Annotated in this window: 16 protein-coding genes; 6 read left to right on the top strand and 10 right to left on the bottom strand. The window is 72.4% G+C overall.

What is annotated here, in order from left to right; translation table 11 throughout:
- Positions 1 to 38: 38 nt before the first annotated feature.
- Entirely contained in the window at positions 39 to 1136 is a 1098-nt protein-coding gene (locus tag ACIPAE_RS01305; protein ID WP_402442115.1) for a hypothetical protein, read from the bottom strand.
- Positions 1137 to 1538: 402 nt separating this feature from the next.
- Between ACIPAE_RS01305 and ACIPAE_RS01300 the strand changes: the two genes are divergently transcribed.
- Together ACIPAE_RS01300 and ACIPAE_RS01295 are read left to right on the top strand one after the other, a co-directional pair.
- Complete coding sequence (locus ACIPAE_RS01300) at positions 1539 to 2273, top strand: hypothetical protein (RefSeq protein WP_402442113.1); 735 nt, start codon at positions 1539 to 1541, stop codon at positions 2271 to 2273.
- A gap of 78 nt (positions 2274 to 2351) precedes the next feature.
- Complete coding sequence (locus ACIPAE_RS01295; protein WP_402442112.1) at positions 2352 to 4199, top strand: FG-GAP-like repeat-containing protein; 1848 nt, start codon at positions 2352 to 2354, stop codon at positions 4197 to 4199.
- 99 nt (positions 4200 to 4298) lie between these two features.
- On the opposite strand, the gene ACIPAE_RS01290 is transcribed toward ACIPAE_RS01295, so the two are convergent.
- Positions 4299 to 4682: a winged helix-turn-helix transcriptional regulator gene (locus ACIPAE_RS01290; protein WP_402442110.1), complete on the bottom strand. Its 384-nt coding sequence runs from the start codon at positions 4680 to 4682 to the stop codon at positions 4299 to 4301.
- A 73-nt stretch (positions 4683 to 4755) separates the two neighbouring features.
- On the opposite strand from ACIPAE_RS01290, the gene ACIPAE_RS01285 reads away from it, so the two are divergent.
- Positions 4756 to 5685 carry an NADP-dependent oxidoreductase gene (locus ACIPAE_RS01285; protein ID WP_366412429.1) on the top strand — a complete coding sequence of 310 codons (930 nt, stop codon included), beginning with the start codon at positions 4756 to 4758 and terminating at the stop codon, positions 5683 to 5685.
- A gap of 113 nt (positions 5686 to 5798) precedes the next feature.
- Here the strand turns inward: ACIPAE_RS01285 and ACIPAE_RS01280 are convergent, their stop codons facing one another.
- A complete protein-coding gene (locus ACIPAE_RS01280) occupies positions 5799 to 6539 on the bottom strand; it encodes a TetR/AcrR family transcriptional regulator (RefSeq protein WP_402442108.1) in 741 nt (246 codons plus the stop codon).
- Between the two features lie 118 nt (positions 6540 to 6657).
- On the opposite strand from ACIPAE_RS01280, the gene ACIPAE_RS01275 reads away from it, so the two are divergent.
- The 3 genes from ACIPAE_RS01275 to ACIPAE_RS01265 all read left to right on the top strand — a co-directional run bounded on the left by ACIPAE_RS01275 (position 6658) and on the right by ACIPAE_RS01265 (position 9018).
- The gene (locus ACIPAE_RS01275) at positions 6658 to 7365 is read left to right on the top strand and encodes an NAD(P)H-binding protein (RefSeq protein WP_366412431.1); all 708 of its coding nucleotides are present in this window, start codon (positions 6658 to 6660) and stop codon (positions 7363 to 7365) included.
- Positions 7366 to 7576: 211 nt separating this feature from the next.
- Positions 7577 to 8440 carry a maleylpyruvate isomerase family mycothiol-dependent enzyme gene (locus ACIPAE_RS01270; RefSeq protein WP_402442106.1) on the top strand — a complete coding sequence of 288 codons (864 nt, stop codon included), beginning with the start codon at positions 7577 to 7579 and terminating at the stop codon, positions 8438 to 8440.
- A gap of 77 nt (positions 8441 to 8517) precedes the next feature.
- Entirely contained in the window at positions 8518 to 9018 is a 501-nt protein-coding gene (locus tag ACIPAE_RS01265) for a DUF1990 domain-containing protein (RefSeq protein ID WP_366412433.1), read from the top strand.
- Positions 9019 to 9026: 8 nt separating this feature from the next.
- On the opposite strand, the gene ACIPAE_RS01260 is transcribed toward ACIPAE_RS01265, so the two are convergent.
- The 7 genes from ACIPAE_RS01260 to ACIPAE_RS01230 form a co-directional block, all read right to left on the bottom strand.
- Entirely contained in the window at positions 9027 to 11156 is a 2130-nt protein-coding gene (locus tag ACIPAE_RS01260; protein ID WP_402442104.1) for a PQQ-binding-like beta-propeller repeat protein, read from the bottom strand.
- Positions 11157 to 11362: 206 nt separating this feature from the next.
- Positions 11363 to 12013, bottom strand: a complete 651-nt coding sequence (locus ACIPAE_RS01255) for an ABC transporter permease (RefSeq protein WP_402442639.1) — start codon at positions 12011 to 12013, stop codon at positions 11363 to 11365.
- Between the two features lie 14 nt (positions 12014 to 12027).
- Complete coding sequence (locus ACIPAE_RS01250; RefSeq protein WP_329364822.1) at positions 12028 to 12789, bottom strand: ABC transporter permease; 762 nt, start codon at positions 12787 to 12789, stop codon at positions 12028 to 12030.
- The gene (locus ACIPAE_RS01245; protein ID WP_366412435.1) at positions 12786 to 13973 is read right to left on the bottom strand and encodes an ABC transporter ATP-binding protein; all 1188 of its coding nucleotides are present in this window, start codon (positions 13971 to 13973) and stop codon (positions 12786 to 12788) included. The genes ACIPAE_RS01250 and ACIPAE_RS01245 overlap by 4 nt, the downstream gene beginning before the upstream one ends.
- Before the next feature lie 241 nt (positions 13974 to 14214).
- A complete protein-coding gene (locus tag ACIPAE_RS01240) occupies positions 14215 to 15141 on the bottom strand; it encodes an ABC transporter permease (protein ID WP_402442102.1) in 927 nt (308 codons plus the stop codon).
- Positions 15138 to 16727, bottom strand: coding sequence for an ABC transporter permease subunit (locus ACIPAE_RS01235; protein WP_402442100.1), 1590 nt, complete (start codon positions 16725 to 16727; stop codon positions 15138 to 15140). Before ACIPAE_RS01235 ends, ACIPAE_RS01240 begins: the two co-directional genes overlap by 4 nt.
- On the bottom strand, positions 16724 to 17764 hold the full coding sequence (locus tag ACIPAE_RS01230) for an ATP-binding cassette domain-containing protein (protein WP_402442098.1): 1041 nt from the start codon (positions 17762 to 17764) through the stop codon (positions 16724 to 16726). The genes ACIPAE_RS01235 and ACIPAE_RS01230 overlap by 4 nt, the downstream gene beginning before the upstream one ends.
- Positions 17765 to 17817 lie beyond the last annotated feature (53 nt).

Genomic DNA, 17817 nt, shown 5'->3' with positions numbered 1-17817 from the left:
CACCTCTGGTCGTCGTCGTGGCGGTGCCGCACGTGCGGTCAGGGCTGCTTGTACAGCTCGCGCCGGCTGTCGGTCAGGCTCTCGCCGTCGAACATCGTGTGGTGGACCTCCAGGGCGGAGACGACCTCGGCCAGCCCCTTCATCCGAAAGCCGCCGCCGGCCAGGCCGACGTCGCCGATGTCGCGGGCGACCAGCTGGTCGAGGCCGGGGTAGTCCCCGCGCTGCGGGGGTGCCAGGACCGCCACCGGAACGTCGTACTGCACCGCGATCAGCCCGGAGAAGGTCACCGGGATCTCGTACGTGTACTGCTTGCGGGTACGGCGCTGTGTCACGAGGGTCTCCACCCGGGAGCCCGGGGGGACCTTCCCCGAGATCTGTGATTTCGAGGCCCAGCTGGTGGACAGGGAACCGCCGACAGAAGCCGCGACGCCCTGTGCCAGCGCGGCGTTGAGCCCGGCGGTACCGGAGGCGCTGCCGGTGGTCGTGAACGCCGTCGACCCTGTCACCGAGCCCGTCGCGGTGTTGGTCACCCCGTTGGTCATGCCCATGTCCATGGCGTTGGCGTTGTCCACGCCCACGTTGTCCTTGCTGTTCTTGTTGGTCATCGTGTTCGTGTTCTTGTTCGTCATCTCGTTCTTCAGCTGCGCCTGAAGCTGCGCCTGGAGGTTCAGTCCGAGCTGTAGCTGAAGCTGCAACTGGAGCTGCGCGCTGACGCTGCCGCCGAAGGTGAGCTTGGAGTCTCCCTGGAGCGACCAGGTGGCGCCGTTCGACACGGTGAAGTCGACCGAGTCGGTGAAGGTCATCTCGGACTGGCTGCGGTTGACGTAGGTCCGCGAGGAGAACGTGTCGGGCGGAGGCTGGCTGATGTCGCCCCGCTCCTCGATCAGCGGCTCCCCGAGATTCATGTAGGCGAGCCAGCCCAGATCGAACGCCAAGCTGCCGGTGAAATCGCCGAAACCCAACTTGTTCACGGAGAACCCGACGGGCCTGTGCCGCACACCGTATTCATCGACATATACCAGGCTGGGGTGTCCCAGGATGGACTCCGGGGCCTGCGCGATGCCGAGTTCCCGCAAGTTCTTCTTGGTCAGCGGCTGGCGCTTGGCCCGTTCCAGGTTGTACGCGTTGGAAGGCATTTCCCGTCCTTGACTGATCCGGTCGAACCGCGCTCGGCGAATGGGAACCAGGAACCCGCGCACGTTCGGACGATCGAAAGTATCACCGCCCCCATTGCCGGGGAAGGCGAATGCACGCATCACACTCAATCGTGTGGTCAACGTTTGGCGCCCGCCGGCGCGTTGCGGGAGGCGGAACCTTTCCTCACGGCGGTCACCCGAAAGATGACTTCTCGGCCACCCCACCTGCCCGTACTGTGGCCTCGATCATTCCCGTGGGCGAGGGATGTTCCTCGATCGTCCGTGCGCTGCCCGAATTCCTTCGCCCGATGGCGATGTGGCCTGTGGTCATTCCGCGTGAGAATCCTGCAACGAGCGCCCGACGTATCGTTCTCCCCCATTCAGAACAGGTGAGGTTCCGCGATGTACACCCAAGAACGCACGGCGATGGCGAATTTGGTGGTCGGCGGCCCGGTGGCGGTGAACAGCTACGACAACGCGATCGTGGCAGCGCTGATCGAGAATCGTCCGGTCATGCTCGTCCACGCCTTCAACGGCGGTTACCTGCGGCCCGCCGAACTGAAGGAGGCGAGCCACGACAAGGGGGTCAAGCTGGCGACCGCGCTCGACTCCGCCACCAAAGACGCGGAGGGCCACCTCTGGTACATCACCCCCGGCGGATTCTTCGGGCAGCGACCGCTGTACTTCATCGAGAGCGCCGCGGGCCAGGTGCCGCCCCCGCCCGCCGGCGTGGTCGGAGCCGGAGCGGGCGGGGCCGGCGTGGGCCGCGGCGACGACGGTGCGCCGAAGCCGCAGCGCAGGCGCGTCACCGTCCACCAGGAGGCCCCCAAGAGCGCCGCGGACACCGTCCAGGTGGGCCTGCCCGACAAGGTGGGCGACAAGTGGCGCGGGAAGAACGGGGCGCCCGAGGACACCCAGCTCTGGGTCGTCACCGTAACGCCGTGGGGCGGCATCACCTTCGTGCCGATCACCCACCCCGACGCCATCCTCGGGTTCAAGGACCACGCGGTGACGGCCGACAGCGAGGTGCGCCTCACCTACAACTGGGGCGGGGACTTCACCGGGACGGTCATCAACACGTTCTACCCGCGGCTGCCCAACGAGTGGAACGTCCCGTACCACCACGTCTTCACGTGAGCCGGCGCCGCCCCACACCCGTCCCGGGCCGACGCCCGTTCCACATCAACGCCCGCACCGCCTGGAAGAGGCACCACGATGCCCGTGCCCACGGAAGAACTGAAACTGGAGATCGTCAACGCCGCCACGGGGAAGACCCTCGGCGCCAGGGCCGCGCCGGGCGCGGACGGGGCGCTCGTCGTCCGCGACTTCCCCGATACCGGCCCCGGCCCGGAGCAGTGGCAGCTCAGCCCCGTGCAGGCCGCGCAAGGCGGGCGGGAACACGACGACCAGGCATACGTGATCCGCAACGCGGTCAGCGGCAAGGTGCTCGACAACCCTGCCGCCGCGGACCGCGGCGTCCGCCAGTGGGCCGCCACCGCCGGCAAGCAGGGCCAGCAGTGGCACCTCGTCCCCGTCGAGGGCGAGGCGGGCCTCTACTTCATCGAGGGCGCGACCGACGGCGCCGTTCTCGACCTGGCCGAACCCGGAGCGGACGACACCCGGATCGTCCTGCGGGAGTACGACGACGGCGCGGAGAGCCAGCGGTGGCGGTTCGTCACGGCCGAGCCCGAGCGCACCAGCGACGCCGTGCTGCGCTTCGCACCGCTGGACCACTGGAACGGCCGCCGGTCCTGGCGGCTGGCCCCCTCGACCGCGCTGCGGCCGGCACCCGACGCGAAGCCCTCCTTCAGTGACATGCTGCTGGTCCTCGATCAGTTCGGGAGCGACCAGGCCGCAGGCGGCTGGAAGACCGACGAGGCCGTCCCCTCCTCCAACGGCCGACCGGACCGGTGGGCCGGCCTCGGTGCGCGCTTCCTCGCCGACACCACCGGAACCGGACGGCCGGACATCGTCGGAATCAAACCCGCCAAGGGGGCGGTCACTTCGTCCGGCGGAGGCGACGGCACCTTCGGCGACAGCGAGCGCGTCCTGCACTCGCCCCCGCCCTCCCCGAGTCCCAAAGACCTGTGGACCCTCGCGGACACGACGGGCGACGGCAGGTCCGCCATCGTCGTGCTGGCCGCCGACGGTGTCCGGGTCTCCCTTCGGAGCGAGAGCGGGACGTTCACGCCCACGGGCGGAAAGCTGGCCCTCAAGGCGTTCGGCCACGGCCCGCAGGCCGGCGGGTGGGTTGACGGCAAGCATCCCCGCTTCCTCGCCGACACCACCGGCGACGGCCGGCTCGACATCGTCGGCTGCCACGACGACGGCGTCCGGATCTCACTCCAGAACGAGGACGGCACGTTCACACCCCTCGCCGACGAGCCGGTCCTCAAGGCGTTCGGCCACGGCCCGCAGGCCGGCGGGTGGCTCGTCGGCAAGCATCCCCGCTTCCTCGCCGACACCACCGGCGACGGCCGGCTCGACATCGTCGGCTGCCACGACGACGGCGTCTGGGTGTCACTCCAGGACGAGGACGGGGCGTTCGCCGAACCTCTGTACGTCCTCGACGACTTCGGCGTCCACCAGGGGTGGAGCTCGGTCGAGGAGCACCCCAGGTTCCTGGTCAGGACCACCGGTGGCGGAGCGCTGGACCTCGTCGGGTTCGGCCCGCAGGGCGTGGTCGTGGCCCGCGGGCGCGGCGACGGCACGTTCGAGCCCTCGAAACTCGTGCTGAACGACTTCGGACTCGCCCAGGGATGGACCGGCGGGAAGCACGTCCGGTGCCTCACCGACGTCACGGGGGACGGCAACCCGGACATCGTCGGCTTCGGTGACGAGGGGGTCTGGGTGTCGCACAGCCGCGGCGGCGGCCGGTTCGAGCAGGCCCAACTGGTGTGCCGAGGTTTCGGATACGACGACGACGCGGGCGCCTGGCGGGTCGACCGCCACCCCCGCTTCCTCACCGACATCACCGGTGACGGGCGTGTCGACATCGTCGGTTTCGGCGGGCCGGGAGTCTACGTGGCCCGCAACCTCTTCCGCCGCTTCAGGACCCGATGACCCGCGAACAGGGGTGCGCGCAGGCGTGAGCGAGGTCGGGGCGGTGAAGGTCTCCCCTCACTCGGCCGTGCGGCGCGGCCCGGGCGCCCCGGCGCACCCTCACGCGCCCGGGGCGGCCTGCTCGGAAGCGCCGTCGAGCGCGTCGAGCACCGCGTCGCCGTTCGCCCTCGCCCACTCCGTCAGCATGTGGATCGGTTCGATCAACGTCGCCCCGAGCGGGGTGAGTTCGTACTCGACGCGGGGCGGCACCTCGGCGTAGGCGTGGCGGCGGACGAGGCCGTGCGCGGCGAGCCGCCGGAGCGTCTGGGTGAGCATCTTGCGGGAGATGCCGCCGATCAGCTCGATCAACTCGCCATGCCGAACAGGGCCTTTGCTGAGTCCGTAGAGCACGACCACCGTCCACTTGTCGGCGATCAGCTCGACCGCCAGACGTGCCGGGCAGTCGGCGAGGAAGAGATCACCGGGGGGACCGAAACCGTTCATGGGGCCAAAGGTACCTGCGGGTTCCGGTCGGAAACCTAGCCTGGGTGATCCCCCCTTCCGAGCCAGGAGAGTCATGCGAACCATCACCCAGCAGACGCTCGGCGGTCCCGAGGTGCTCACCGTCGTGGACACGCCCGAGCCCCGCCCGATCCCGGGCGAGGTGCTCGTCCGGGTCAAGGCGATCGGACTGAACCCGCTGGAAGCGCGCCTGCGCGCCGGCGAGTTCCCGCTGATCGGCCGACCGCCGTTCGTCCTCGGCTGGGACATCAGCGGCGTGGTCGAGGAGGCGCCGCAGACATGGCGGTTCCGGCCCGGCGACGAGGTGTTCGGGATGCCGCTGTTCCCGCGGGCGGCGAGCGCGTACGCCGAGGTCGTGGCGGCCCCGGCGCTGCACCTGGCACGCAAGCCGGCGTCGCTCTCGCATGTCGAGGCTTCGGCGCTGCCGGTCGTCGGGCTGACGGCCTGGCAGGGCCTCGTCGACCTCGGCGGCGTGACCGAGGGCGACCGTGTCCTCGTCCACGGCGGCGGTGGCGGGGTCGGCCACGTCGCGATCCAGATCGCGAAGGCGCTCGGCGCGTACGTGATCGCGACCGCCGGCCGGAGCAAGCGGGCGTTCGTCGAAGGGCTCGGCGCCGACGAGGTGATCGACTACACGGCGGTCGACTTCAGCGAGGCGGTCCGCGACGTCGACGTCGTGCTCGACACGATCGGCGGCGACACCGCCGAACGGTCACTCGGCGTGCTGCGCCCTGGCGGTCACCTGGTGACGGCGGTCGCCGAGGAGGACACCGCGCTCGCCGCCGCGTACGAGGCGGCCGGCATCCGCTTCAGCGGCATCGCGGTCGACCCCGATCCGGTCGCCCTGCGAGGGCTCGTCGCGCTCGTCGAACAGGGCAGGCTCCGGGTCCACGTGCAGGAGACGTTCCCGTTCGAGCGTGTCGCCGACGCGCACCGGCTGCTGGAGGGCGGCCACCTCCAGGGCAAGCTCGTCCTCACCGTCTGATTTCGGCGCGGGGCTGCCCCCATCGGACCCCACCCCGCCCCACCCCGCCCTCAGCGTGAGCCTTCGGAGCCTGCCCTTCAGACGGGGCCTGGCCTTCCGACGGAGCCCGCCCTTCAGATGGGGCCCGCCCTTCCGAAGTCGCGGTCGATGCCGATGCCCAACGTCCTGACGAGCTGGGCGAGTTCCTCGCGGAAGAGCTTCTCCGGGCTGGTGGTCTGGGTGCGCATGTGGCCGTAGACCTCCAGTGACACCAGTCCGTGCAGGTGCCCCCAGATCCGCAGGGCCAGGGCGACGGCCGCGGGCGGCAACTCGGGGAAGGCGGGACGCACCTTCGCCAGCAGCCCTGGGTCGAAGTCGGCCCAGTCGAAGTCGCTGTCCTGGTAGTGCTGCCGGGCGTGGGGCCAGGCGGCTGCCGCGAGGGCGGTGATGCCGGTGCAGACCCGGCGGGCGGCGTCCGGGGCGGCGCCGCCCTCGGGGGCTTGGTAGCCGGGCACGGGGTCGCCGTAGATGAGGCGGAAGCCCTCGGGGTTGGCCAGGGCCCAGGCCCGGAAGGCGTTGGCCCATGCCTCGATCCGGACGGCGGGTTCCGCGGAGGGCGCGGCGTGCCAGGCGGTGTCCACGGCATCGGCCAACGCGGTGTACACGTCGTTGATCAGCGTGGTGACCAGGTCGTCCCTGGTCGGGAAGTAGCCGTAGATGGCGTTGGCGGTCATACCCATCTCACGGGCGATGGCCCGCAGGGTGATGGCGTCCGGCCCGCCCGAGGCCATCAACGCCAGGGCCACCTTCTTGATTTCGGCCGTCGTCTCGGCCCGTAGCCGCTCGCGCCTTCCGCTGCTGCCCGTGACTGTCACAACAGGCACTCTACAGCGTCGAGTTACTTCACCCCGTACAGAAGCTGCACGGCGTATAGTTTTCGCACGGCGTCACCACCGTGGCGTTCCGCTTCTGCATGCACCGGGGAGAACCAACATGCACATCGGAGTCATCGGAGCCACGGGCACCATCGGCGGCCGGGTCGTCAGCGAAGCCCTCGACCGCGGCCACCACGTCAAGGCGTTCAGCCGGGACGCCGGCCAGGCGCAGCGGGAGGAGCGTCGGGAGAACATCACCTGGACGAGCGTCGACGTCCTGGACCCGGAGAGCATCGCCGCCGTCCTGCCCGGACTTGACGTCCTGATCAGCGGATTCCAACCGGGCAATGCCGCCAAGGACTTCGCGGACACCTTGCGGCGCTCGGTCGCCGACCCGACCGTCTACGCGACGGCGGCGCGGGCCCTGCTGAAGGCATTGGAGACCCGTCCGCGGACCCGGCTCATCGTGATCGGCGGCGCCGGCAGCCTCGAAGTCGAGCCGGGAGTGGTGCGGGCGGACTCGGACGAGTTGCTGAACCCCGGCCTCGACCGGCTCGGGCTGCCCCGCGAATACGCCGCGGCGGTGCGCGGCCACCGCGACGCCCTGACCGTCCTGCGGACGTCGAACCGGCTGTGGACCTACTTCAGCCCCGCGGAGGAGATCGCCCCCGGCGAGCGGACCGGCCGCTTCCGGATCGGCGGCGACCAGGTGGTCCAGGACGCCGACGGCCGCAGCCGCATCTCCGTGGAGGACGCGGCGGTCGCGTTGATCGACGAGGCGGAGCTGCCGCGCTTCGTGCAGCGCCGCTTCACCATCGGCTACTGAACGCCCGGCGCACGATGCAGACGGGCCCTGCGCGGGGGCCTGCGCGAAGCCCCGTCCGCGTCCCGGACCCGCCGGGGATGTCGTGGACGTGGGGAGGCCGTGTTCGCGCGCCGGCGAGGCGGCGACGCTCGTACGCCGACGCGCCTGCCGCGGTCGCTCGGGAAACGGGGATTCCGTGGCAGGCCCCGCCTCGGGATGCCAGGGTTCGGGGATGGGAACTCCACTCGGCAGCGATTCCGACACCTCGTGGCTCGGCACGCCGATCGACGTGCGCCCTTTGTTCGCAACGGAGTTGGCCTCCCTCCTGGATCTCCTGCGCACGCTGAGGCCGGCCGACTGGGAGAAGGCGGTGGTGCCGGGCTGGTCGGTCCGCGACCTCGCCGCCCACTTCCTCGGCGACTACCGGGGCCGCCTCGGCTGGGCCACCCCCGGCTTCCGGCCCGCCTTCGGGCCCGGTGAGACGCTGGAAGCCTTCATCCATCGCGCCAACCAGCAATGGGTGGACCTCCACGCCGATACGGACCCGGCGACGCTCGTCGGGGCGCTGGAACGCGCCGGCACGCAGGTCGTCCGGCGGTTCGAGGCGGCCGACCTCGACGCCATGGGGCTGGGCGTGTCCTGGGCCGGGGCCATGCCCGCCGCGCCCAACTGGCTCGACGTCGCACGGGAGTTCACCGAGTACTGGACCCACCGCCAGCAGATCCGCCACGCGGTCGGGCTGGACACGGACACCGCGACGCGTCCCCTGGCCGCGGTCCTGGACACCTTCCTTCGCGCCCTGCCCCACACGCTCCGCGCCACCCCGGCGACGGCGGGAACGCAGGTCCAGGTGGTCATCGACGGCCCGCCCGGCGGCACTTGGACCGCCACCGCCACCGCCACCGCGACCACCCGCTGGTCGCTCGCGGAAGCCCCCGCCGGCCCACCCGCCGCAACCGTCCACCTGGACGCGGAAACCGCCTGGCGACTGTGCACCCGCGGCATCGAGCCCACCACGGCCCTGTCCTCCGCCCACCTCCAAGGAGCCCCCCACCTCGCCCGCGCGGCCCTCCAGATCGTCTCCATCGTCCGCTGAGCCCCACCGCGTCCGACCGATTTCCGCTGCCGCGGCGCACCGGCCGGGTGCGGTGGGGGCGGTGGTACGTTCGGTGGGTGTGGGAGGTCGACTACTCGTCCGTGGGGATGACGGCGCCGGAGGGGCCCGCGGCGCCCGCGGGGTTTCACGGGCTGACCGTGCGGACCCGGCTGGGGGTCGGGACGTACGACGCGGCGGCTCGCGCGCTGTTCGGGTGGGAGATGCACCGGGGCACCCCGTTGCTGGACGTGCCCGCGGGCACCCCGGACGCCGCGCCCGGGGTGCGGGTGACGGTGCGGATGGGCCCGCTGCACGCGCCGTGCCAGGTGGTGTGGACGCTGAACGAGGCCGACCGCACGGGCTTCGGGTACGGGACGCTGCCCGGGCACCCGGAGTGCGGTGAGGAGTCCTTCGTCCTGCGCCGGCACCCGGACGGCTCGGTCGACTTCACGGTGCACGCCTACAGCCGTCCCGCCGCCTGGTACCTGCGCGCCGCCGGCCCGCTCGGCCGCCTCGGGCAGCGCGTCGCGGCCGACCAGTACGGCAGGGCGCTGCGCCGGGCATCCCGCGGGCGCTAAGCCCGGGTTCAGGCGGGAAGCTCACCCGTGGCCGCGTCGAGCGCCAGCACGCGGCCGTTGACGGAGGTGTACACGAAGCCGTAGGCGGCCGCCATGTCGCTGCCCACCTTTTCCAGCGTCGCGGTGGACCAGCGCTGCGAGCCGTCACCGGTGTCGACGGCGTAGACGGTGCCGTCCTTGTCCTCGGTGCTGGCGACGAAGACCAGGTCACCCGCCAGTGCGATCTGCGTGGGGTACTCCTGGCTGGTCTTCACCATGTGGCCCCACTTCCTCTTCCCCGTCGACGAGTCGAGCGCGTGGACCAGTCCGTTGCCCAGATCGTCGCCGCCGGTGAGGTAGAGCGTGTCGCCCGCCGCGCGGATGCTCTCCCCGTTGAACTTCAGCGACCACTTCCTGGTGCCCTCGGCGGCGTGGAGCGCGTAGAGGCTCGTGGCGTCGTCGAGGACGTACACGACTCCGCCGGACACGACGGGTGGCTGGTCGGGGCGTGCTCCGGAGCTGAGCGGGAAGGCCCACTTCTTGGCGCCGCCGGTCGCGTCCAGCGCGTACAGGGCCTTGCCGCCGCTGACATACACGGTGCCGTCGGCCACCGCCAGAGCGCCGGAGTCCTTGTCCCCCAGCGGGTGGTCCCACAGCTTCCGCCCGCTGTCCGCGTGCACGGCGTACGCGTGGCCGTACGCCGTGAAGTAGACGATTCCGCCGGCCACGACCGGCGCGTCGCCGGTGTCGCCGAACGCGCAGAACCACTTCTTCCGGCCCTCCGCGTCCAATGCGCCCAGGCCGTACGTGGTGCCGACCTGCCCGGCCGCGTACACCGCCCCGCCGGCGGCCGTCAGGGGGTCGCTGAACCGGTACTCCCGGGAGAAGTCGGCGGGGCCTTTCCAGCGCTTGCGCCCGGTGCGCGCGTCCAGGGCGACGACGGTCTCCTCGGTGGAGACGTACAGCACACCGCCGGCCACGGTGAACCGCGGCGGCTTGTCATCAGTGGTCGGACCCTCGACGGCGTACTCCCACGGGTCCACCTTCTTCTCGGGCTTCGGCGGGGTGTGGCCGCCGGCCTTCAGGGCGATCCCGATGCCGCCGGCCACCACGGCGGCCCCGCCCAGGCCGAGCCACAGGACGCCGCGCCGCCCGAACGCCCTGGGCGCCTCGGTCGCCGGAGCCCCGCCGGCCCCCGGCGGGAAGGCGCGCGGGGAGGCGGGCGGGGATGCCGGCGGTGCGAACGGCGTACCTGTCTGGGTCGGCAACTGGTGCGCGGGAGCGGGCGTATGAGAGGGGGGAGCGGCGGGGGCCACGGGTATGTCGGGCGTGGTGGGCGTCGGCACCCGCACCGACGCCAGGTCCAGCGCCCGCAACTCGTCGTGGACGGCGGCCGCCGACTGCGGACGGTCCTCCGGCCGCTTCGCCAGCAGCCGCAGCACCAGGGCGTCGAGAGCGGCGGGAAGACCGGCGCGCAGCGAACTCGGCGTCCCGGGCGGCCTGGTGAGGTGCGCGGTCATCAGCGACACCGGGTCGCTCATCGTGAACGGCGGCTTCCCGGTGAGCAGTTCGTGCAGCACGCAGCCGAACGCGTACAGGTCGCTGCGCGCGTCCCCGGACTGCTCCGCGAACCGCTCCGGCGCCATGTACGCCAGCGTGCCCATCACCTGGCTGGACTTGTCGGTGGCGGCCATGAAGCGGGCGATACCGAAGTCGAGGACCTTGACCTCGCCCTCGGCGGTCAGCATGAGGTTCGCGGGCTTCAGGTCCCGGTGCACCACGCCCGCCCCGTGCGCGGCGGCCAGCGCGGCCGCGGTCTGGGCGGCCCATTCGACGCTCAGCGCGGGCGCGGGCGGGCCGTCCTCGTGCAGCACGACCGCGAGGTTGCGCCCGCTCACGTACTCCATCACGAGGTAGAGCGCGCCGTCGCTCGGGTCGCGGCCCAGGTCGTGAACGGTGACGACGCCGCGGTGGTTCAGCCCGCCGGCCGTGCGCGCCTCCCGGAAGAACAGGTCCGCGGCAAGGCCGTGCTGGTGGTCCGGCAGCAGCTTCACCGCCACCCGGCGCCCGATCACCCGGTCCCGGCCCTCCCACACCTCCCCCATCCCGCCCCGTCCCACGAACGCCACCAGTTCATACCGGTCCGCTACGACTCGCACCTCTACGTCCCTCCCGAGCGTTCCCCCGCCAGCCCAACCACCCCGCACCGTAACGGAATCGCCCCGCCCCACGCGCCCCAACTCCGGTCCGCCGCACCACCCCCGGGTGCCGCCGAGCCCCGGCAGGTCGCCGCCGGAGACGCCGAAGGGCCGGTCCGCGTCAGGTGCGAACCGGCCCGTGGCAGTGAACTCCGTGGCGCTCAGCCTCAGTTGCTGCGCCGCACCCCCGGGGAGACGACCAGGCGCTCGATCAGCCAGATCAGCCCGACCATGGCCAGCGCGAGCAGCGCGATCAGGGTCGCACCGCCCACCACCGTCGAGTAGTTGCGCTGGTAGAGGCCGTCCACGATGTACCGGCCGAGGCCGCCGAGGCTGACCGTCGCGGCGATCGCCGCGGTGGAGACAACCTGGATCGTCGCCGAGCGCAGGCCGCTGATGATGAGCGGGAGCGAGGCGGGCACCTCGACCTGGAAGAGGACCGCCATCGGCCCCATGCCCATGCCGCGGGCCGCGTCCACTGGGGCCGGGTCGACCGTGCGAATCGCCTCGTAGGAGGTGACCAGTATCGGCGGGACCGCGAGGGCGATCAGCGGGATCATCACCGGGACCAGACCGATGCCGAGCCAGAAGAACATCAGCACCAGCAGACCGTAACTGGGCAGCGCGCGACCCGCGGTGGCGATCAGCGCGAGGGCGTTGCCGCCGCGCCCGGTGTGGCCGGTGATCAGGCCGATCGGCAGCGCGATGGCGGCGGCGATGGCCAACGCCTCGAAGGTGTAGCCGAGATGCTCTTCGAGGCGGTGCGGAACGCCGTACTCGCCGTGCCAGTGCGCGCTGTCGCTGAAGAACACGTTCATGAAGTGGAAGATGTTCACCTGGCCGCGCCTTCCAGCTCGGCCGGACCGTCCGCGTGGCCGCCGCCGTCACCGGACGTGGCGGGTTCGACGGCGGAGGCGAGGCTCGCCCGGCGCGCGGCCTTGCGGCCACGCGGCATCCAGGGAGTGAGCAGCGTCCGCACGCCGATCAGCAGCAGGTCGATCACGACGCCGAGGATCGCGATGGACACCACCGACGTTACCGCGAGGTTGGACCGGTGGTAGGCCAGCGCGTCACCGAGCAGGTTGCCGAGGCCGCCCTGGTTGCCGATGATCGTCCCGACGCTGACCAGGCTGATGCTGGAGACCGTGGCCACCCGCAGCCCGGCGAAGATCGCGGGCACCGCCATGGGCAGTTGCACCTGGAAGTAGCGCTGGAAGGAGTTGAAGCCCATCGCCTCGGCGGCCGCCAGCGTCTCAGGAGGCACCGATCTGACGCCGTCGACGATCGACGGCAGCAGGATCACCAGGCTGTAGATGGTCAGCGGGATGATCACGGTGGTCGCGCTGTCGCCGGTGTAGTCGATCAGGAAGACGAAGAACGCGATCGACGGGATGGCGTAGAGGATCGTGGTGATCCACAGCACCGGCGGGTACAGCCACCGGAACCGCACGCACGCCTGGGCCAGCGGCAGCGACACCGCGAGGCCGATACCGACCGGGATCAGGGACTCCTGAAGGTGCACGCCGATCAGTCCGGCGTAGGAGTGCTGGAGGTCGCTGGGAAGATCGAAGAATCCGTTGCCGCCGCTGCTCATGGGGCGACTCGCACCGCTTTGGAGTCACGGCCGGCCGGGCCGCTCCTGCCACCGCCCGCCCCGCCGGCGCCCTCACGCTCCGCGTGCGCGGAGCGGATCGCCGCGCCGATGGTGGCCTGCGAGGTCACCCCGACCACCCGCCCGGTGTCGTCGACCGCGACCGCCCACCCGGTGGGCGAGAGCACCGCGCAGTCCAGCGCGTCCCGCAACGACTCGCGGCCGAACTCGAACGGCCGCCCGTAGCTGATCAGATCGGCGGCCGGGACGCTGTCGGCGCCGCCCGCGAGATCCTTCGGCTCGGCCCAACCCAGCGGCTTGCCGTCGGCGTCGGTGACCAGCAGGTACGGGGTGTCGGCGGTGGTCCGCTCGGCGACCTGCGCGGCGGTGGCGTCGACCGGGACCACGGGCACGGTGGTGAGTTCCAGGCCCGCGGAGGTGAAGAACGACAGCCGCCGCACCCCGCGGTCGGTGCCGAGGAAGTCCTCGACGAAGGCGTCGGCCGGGTGGGAGAGCAGCTCGTCCGGCGGCGCGAACTGGGCGAGCTTGCCGCCGGTGCGCAGCACCGCGATCATGTCGCCGAGCCGGATCGCCTCGTCGATGTCGTGCGTGACGAAGACGATGGTCTTGCCCAACTCCTCCTGGATGCGCAGGAGTTCCTCCTGGAGCACCTTGCGCACGATCGGGTCCACCGCGGAGAACGGCTCGTCCATCAGCAGCACCGGCGGGTCCGCGGCGAGCGCCCGGGCCACCCCGACGCGCTGCTGCTGGCCACCGGAGAGCTGGTACGGATAACGCCTGGCGAGCGAGGAGTCCAGGCCGACCCGCTCCATCAGCTCGGACGCGCGCTTGCGGGCCCGGCTCTTGTCCCAGCCGAGCATGCGCGGGACGGTGGCGATGTTGTCCAGGATGGTGCGGTGCTGGAAAAGGCCGGCATTCTGGATGACGTACCCCATCGACCGGCGCAGCGCGTTCACCGGCTGCTGGTGGATGTCGGCGCCGTCGAGCAGGATGCGGCCCGAACTCGGCTCCACCATGCGGTTGATCATGCGCAAGGTGGTGGTCTTGCCGCAGCCGGAGGGCCCTACCAGCACGGTGATGGAGCTGTCCGGTATCTCCAACGACAGGTTGTCGACCGCTGTCGTGCCATCGGGATACCGCTTGGTTATCGACTCGATCTGTATCAAAAGTCCGTGTCCCCTCCGGGATTGGGCATCGGTGCGGCCTGCTCCCGGGCACGAACGCACAAGCCGTCGCGGGCAGAGTCTAGACCGCGAGTATTACAGGAGTTTGGAATTGGCCAAGGCGGCTGGTCTTATGCCCCGCCACGACTGCACCATGCCACGCCGCGTGACTTCCGACCGTGACGGTTATCACGCTGGGTGACGACGGCCGACCGTATCACCGTACGGCCGGCCGCGCGTCCCGCTACGCGTCCCGTGCGCGCAGCACCGCTGTCCCGGCGAGCAGCGCCGCGCCCGCCCAGCACGCGAGCACCCCGAGCCCGGCCCACGGTCCGATCGGCTGGGTGTGCAGCACGGCCGGCACCGTGGTCTGCACCGCGAGCCCCGCGCTGGACGGACCGATCTGCTGGAGGTGGCGCTGCCAGTGCGGGTCCGCCACCAGCGCGGCCGTGATCGGGAAGAGGTAGAGCAGCGCGAGCACGGCGCCGATCGACGTGCCCGGGTCGCGTACGGCGGCGGCGGTACCGAGCGCGAGCAGCGCGACCAGCACCAGGCACAGGGCCGAGCCGAACCCCGCACGCAGCACCGAGCCGTCGGTCGCCGACAGCGCGGGCCGCGCGGCCGCGGGCAGCAGCAGCCGCCCGGCCAGCAGCGACCCGCCGACCGACAGCAGCGCCGCGGGCAGCACCATCGCGGCGAGCACCGCCGCCTTCGCGGCCAGTACGGTGCCCCGGCGCGGCATCGCGGCGAACGTGCTGCCCAGCATCCCCGTGGAGTGCTCGCCCGCGATCATCGCCGCACCGAGCACCGCGGCCACCGCCTCACCGAGCTGCACCCCGGTCAGGCTGACCTTCGCCGCGTCGGTGCCGGGGTGGTACGACACGGTCGCCGCGGCCACCGCACCCAGCGCGACGGTCAGCAGGACGAGCGCGCCGAGCAGCGGCCGGGTGCCCGGGAGCGTCCACACCTTCGTCCACTCGGCGCGCACCGCGTCCCGCAGGGGTTCGAAGCGGGGCGCGGGTGCGCGGGGTTCGGGAGCGCGGGGTTCGGGTGCGCGGAAGGCGGGCGGCCCACCGGGGCGTTCAGGCGCGCGGGATGCCCCGGGTGTCGCGGATGGCACGGATTCGCCTGCCGGCGCGGGGAGTTCGGGCCCGCCGGGTGCCGTTCTCATGTGTCCCTCCTGCGCAGCAGCGCGTACGCGACGGCGAGCACGACCGCGGTCCAGCCGCACAGCACGGCCAGCCCCGCCCAGGGCGGCAGCGGGTAGTAACCGTCCGACGGCGCGTAGACGTTGGCGACCTGGTGGTAGCGGAGCGTCGTCTGCTGGATGGCGAACGCGGCCGCCGGCGTCACCCGCAGCACCCAGTCAGCGGCGGCGTCCGGGAGGGCGGTCATCGCGAGGATGTAGGGGAGCACCACCCCGGCGACGACGGCGGTGACCGCGCCGGTCGCGCGGCGCAGGATCGTGCCGACGGCCAGCGCGAGGACCGCGGCCAGCGCGACCAGCAGGGCGGTGCCGACCACCACCCGGGTCTCGGTGCCGAAGCTCGCCGGGAGGATGAAGACCCCGTTGGAGCGCAGCCGGTGGAGGGTGAGCACGAGCGTCAGCACGGACGCGGCGAGCCCGACCGCGAAGGCCGCCGCGCCGACCACCACCGCCTTGGCGGCGAGCACCTGGCCGCGGCGCGGCTGCGCCGCGAGGGTGGTGCGGATCAGGCCGCGCCGGTACTCGGCGGTGACGAACGACGAGCCGACCACCACCACGACGAGCAGCCCCGCGAACGTGCCGGCCAGCCCGCGCTCGATGCTGCGCGCCCCGAAGACCTGGCCGCCGACGGCGGGGGCGATGTCGCCGGAGCCGCTGACGGAGAAGACCTCGCCGTTCGCGGTGGTGCGGTGGGTGGCGGCGGAGAGGGAGGCGGAGAGCGGGTCGCCGCCGACCTCGGTGGTCTGCCAGCCGTGCGCCGCCTGCGCGGTGGAGCCGCCGCCGGTGCCGCTCCCTCCCGTGCCGCCGCTCCCGCTGCTCCCGCCGGTCCCGCCGCCGCTCAGCGTGACGCGGTCGAACGCGGCCGTGGCACGGGTCGGTGCGCTCATCGCGCTGCTGCCGAGCGCGTGCCGGTCCACCTCCATGTGCGCCGAGGAGGTGACGAAGAGGCCGACCCGGGCGGTCGCGGGCAGGTCGGGCAGGGTCGCGGTGCCGACCGTCGTCCAGTGGGTGCCGTCGGGCGAGGTGCCGCCGGTCAGCGTGCTGCCCGCGCGGGTCAGGCGCAGCCAGCGCGGGGCTGCGGCGGAGGGCGCGGCGACCTCGGGGCCCGCCGTGTCGTGGGTGAAGTCGCTCTGCATGCGCACCCCGTGGCCGCCGGTCACCATGACCGCCGCGTAGGTGCTACCCGGCGCGGTGCCCGCCTTGACGATCAGGCCGGCCTTGGCCCACGCCTCCAGGTCGGGGGTTCCGGTGCCGTCCGGGGTGCGTGCCGCGATCCGCCCGGTCATCGAGGTGATCCGGGCGGTCAGGGTGCCGTCGGTGCCCAACGGCCGCTGGACGAAGGTGAAGTCGTCCACGACGGCCACCCCGCCCGGCCCCTTCGGCGGCCCGCACACCTTCATGCCCGGGCAGCCGCCGGACCGGGTCGCGTCGGCCGAGGCGTAGCCGATGCCCACGACCACGACGAGCGCGGCCACGAGGGCGAGCACCCAGCCGCGTACGGTGCGCAGCTTCGTCCACTCGGCGCGGACGGTCAGCGGGAAGCCGTTCACGCCTGCTCCCCCTCGCAAGCGCCGCGCACGTCCCGGCCGCCGCGTATGTCCTGGCCGCCGCGTATGTCCTGGCCGCCGCGCACGTCCCGCGCGCCGCCCCGGTCCTGGCCGCCGCCCGGGTCCGTTCCGCTGAACTCGACCTCGTCCCTGGTCAGCCGCATGTACGCGTCCTCCAACGTGGCACGGTGCGCGGTGACTTCGGCGAAGGGAACGGCCCCGCGGGTGAGATGGGCGACGACCTCCTCGGCCGGCAGCCCGGAGACGTGCAGCGCGCCCGTACCGGCCGGGACGGCGGTGCCGCCCGCCGCGGTGAGGACCTCGGCGGCCCGGTCCGGCCGCGGCGTGCGCAGCGTGACGTGACCGCCGGCCGAGGCGGCGGCGAGGAGGTCGGCCACCGACGTGTCCGCGACGACCCGGCCGCGGCCGACCACCACCACATGGCTCGCGGTGTCCTGGAGTTCGCTCATCAGGTGGGTCGAGATCAGCACCGCCCGGCCCTGATCGGCCAGCGTGTGCAGCAGGCCGCGCAGCCACACGATGCCCTCGGGGTCCATGCCGTTGAACGGCTCGTCCATCATCAGCACCCCGGGGTCGCCGAGCAGCGCCGCCGCGATGCCCAGCCGCTGCCGCATGCCGAGCGAGAAGCCGCCCGCGCGGCGGCCCGCGACCGCGGTGAGGCCGACCTGCCCGATCACCTCGTCCACCCGGCGCGCGCCGATGCCCTGCGAACGGGCCAGCCACATCAGGTGGTCGCGGGCCCGGCGGCCCGGCTGGAGTGCGGCGGCGTCCAGCAGCGCGCCGACGTGCGTCATCGGCCGGCGCAGCGCGCGGTACGGCCGGCCGCCGATCAGGGCGGTGCCCTCGTCCGCGGTGTCCAGGCCGAGCACCACCCGCATCGTGGTCGACTTGCCGGCGCCGTTCGGCCCGACGAAGCCCGTGACCCGGCCCGGTTCGACGCCGAACTCCATCCCGTCCAGGGCCGCGGTCGCCCCGTATCGCTTGCGCAGGGCCCTGACGGCCACTCCCACCTCGCCCATGGCGACGTGTCTCCCTCCGTGCGCGTGCCGCCACCGCCGTCCGGCGGCGTACC

Source organism: Streptomyces sp. NPDC087270 (assembly GCF_044744625.1).
Taxonomy (GTDB): Bacteria; Actinomycetota; Actinomycetes; order Streptomycetales; family Streptomycetaceae; genus Actinacidiphila.
This window is presented reverse-complemented; position numbering and strand designations above follow the sequence as displayed.

Excerpts from the sequence above, each read along its gene's own strand:
- ACIPAE_RS01300 (WP_402442113.1), top strand. The coding sequence starts at position 1,539 with ATGTACACCCAAGAACGCACGGCGATGGCGAATTTGGTGGTCGGCGGC.
- ACIPAE_RS01270 (WP_402442106.1), top strand. The coding sequence starts at position 7,577 with ATGGGAACTCCACTCGGCAGCGATTCCGACACCTCGTGGCTCGGCACG.
- ACIPAE_RS01255 (WP_402442639.1), bottom strand. The coding sequence starts at position 12,013 with ATGAACGTGTTCTTCAGCGACAGCGCGCACTGGCACGGCGAGTACGGC.
- ACIPAE_RS01295 (WP_402442112.1), top strand. The coding sequence starts at position 2,352 with ATGCCCGTGCCCACGGAAGAACTGAAACTGGAGATCGTCAACGCCGCC.
- ACIPAE_RS01275 (WP_366412431.1), top strand. The coding sequence starts at position 6,658 with ATGCACATCGGAGTCATCGGAGCCACGGGCACCATCGGCGGCCGGGTC.
- ACIPAE_RS01230 (WP_402442098.1), bottom strand. The coding sequence starts at position 17,764 with ATGGGCGAGGTGGGAGTGGCCGTCAGGGCCCTGCGCAAGCGATACGGG.
- ACIPAE_RS01250 (WP_329364822.1), bottom strand. The coding sequence starts at position 12,789 with ATGAGCAGCGGCGGCAACGGATTCTTCGATCTTCCCAGCGACCTCCAG.
- ACIPAE_RS01285 (WP_366412429.1), top strand. The coding sequence starts at position 4,756 with ATGCGAACCATCACCCAGCAGACGCTCGGCGGTCCCGAGGTGCTCACC.
- ACIPAE_RS01305 (WP_402442115.1), bottom strand. The coding sequence starts at position 1,136 with ATGCCTTCCAACGCGTACAACCTGGAACGGGCCAAGCGCCAGCCGCTG.
- ACIPAE_RS01290 (WP_402442110.1), bottom strand. The coding sequence starts at position 4,682 with ATGAACGGTTTCGGTCCCCCCGGTGATCTCTTCCTCGCCGACTGCCCG.
- ACIPAE_RS01240 (WP_402442102.1), bottom strand. The coding sequence starts at position 15,141 with ATGAGAACGGCACCCGGCGGGCCCGAACTCCCCGCGCCGGCAGGCGAA.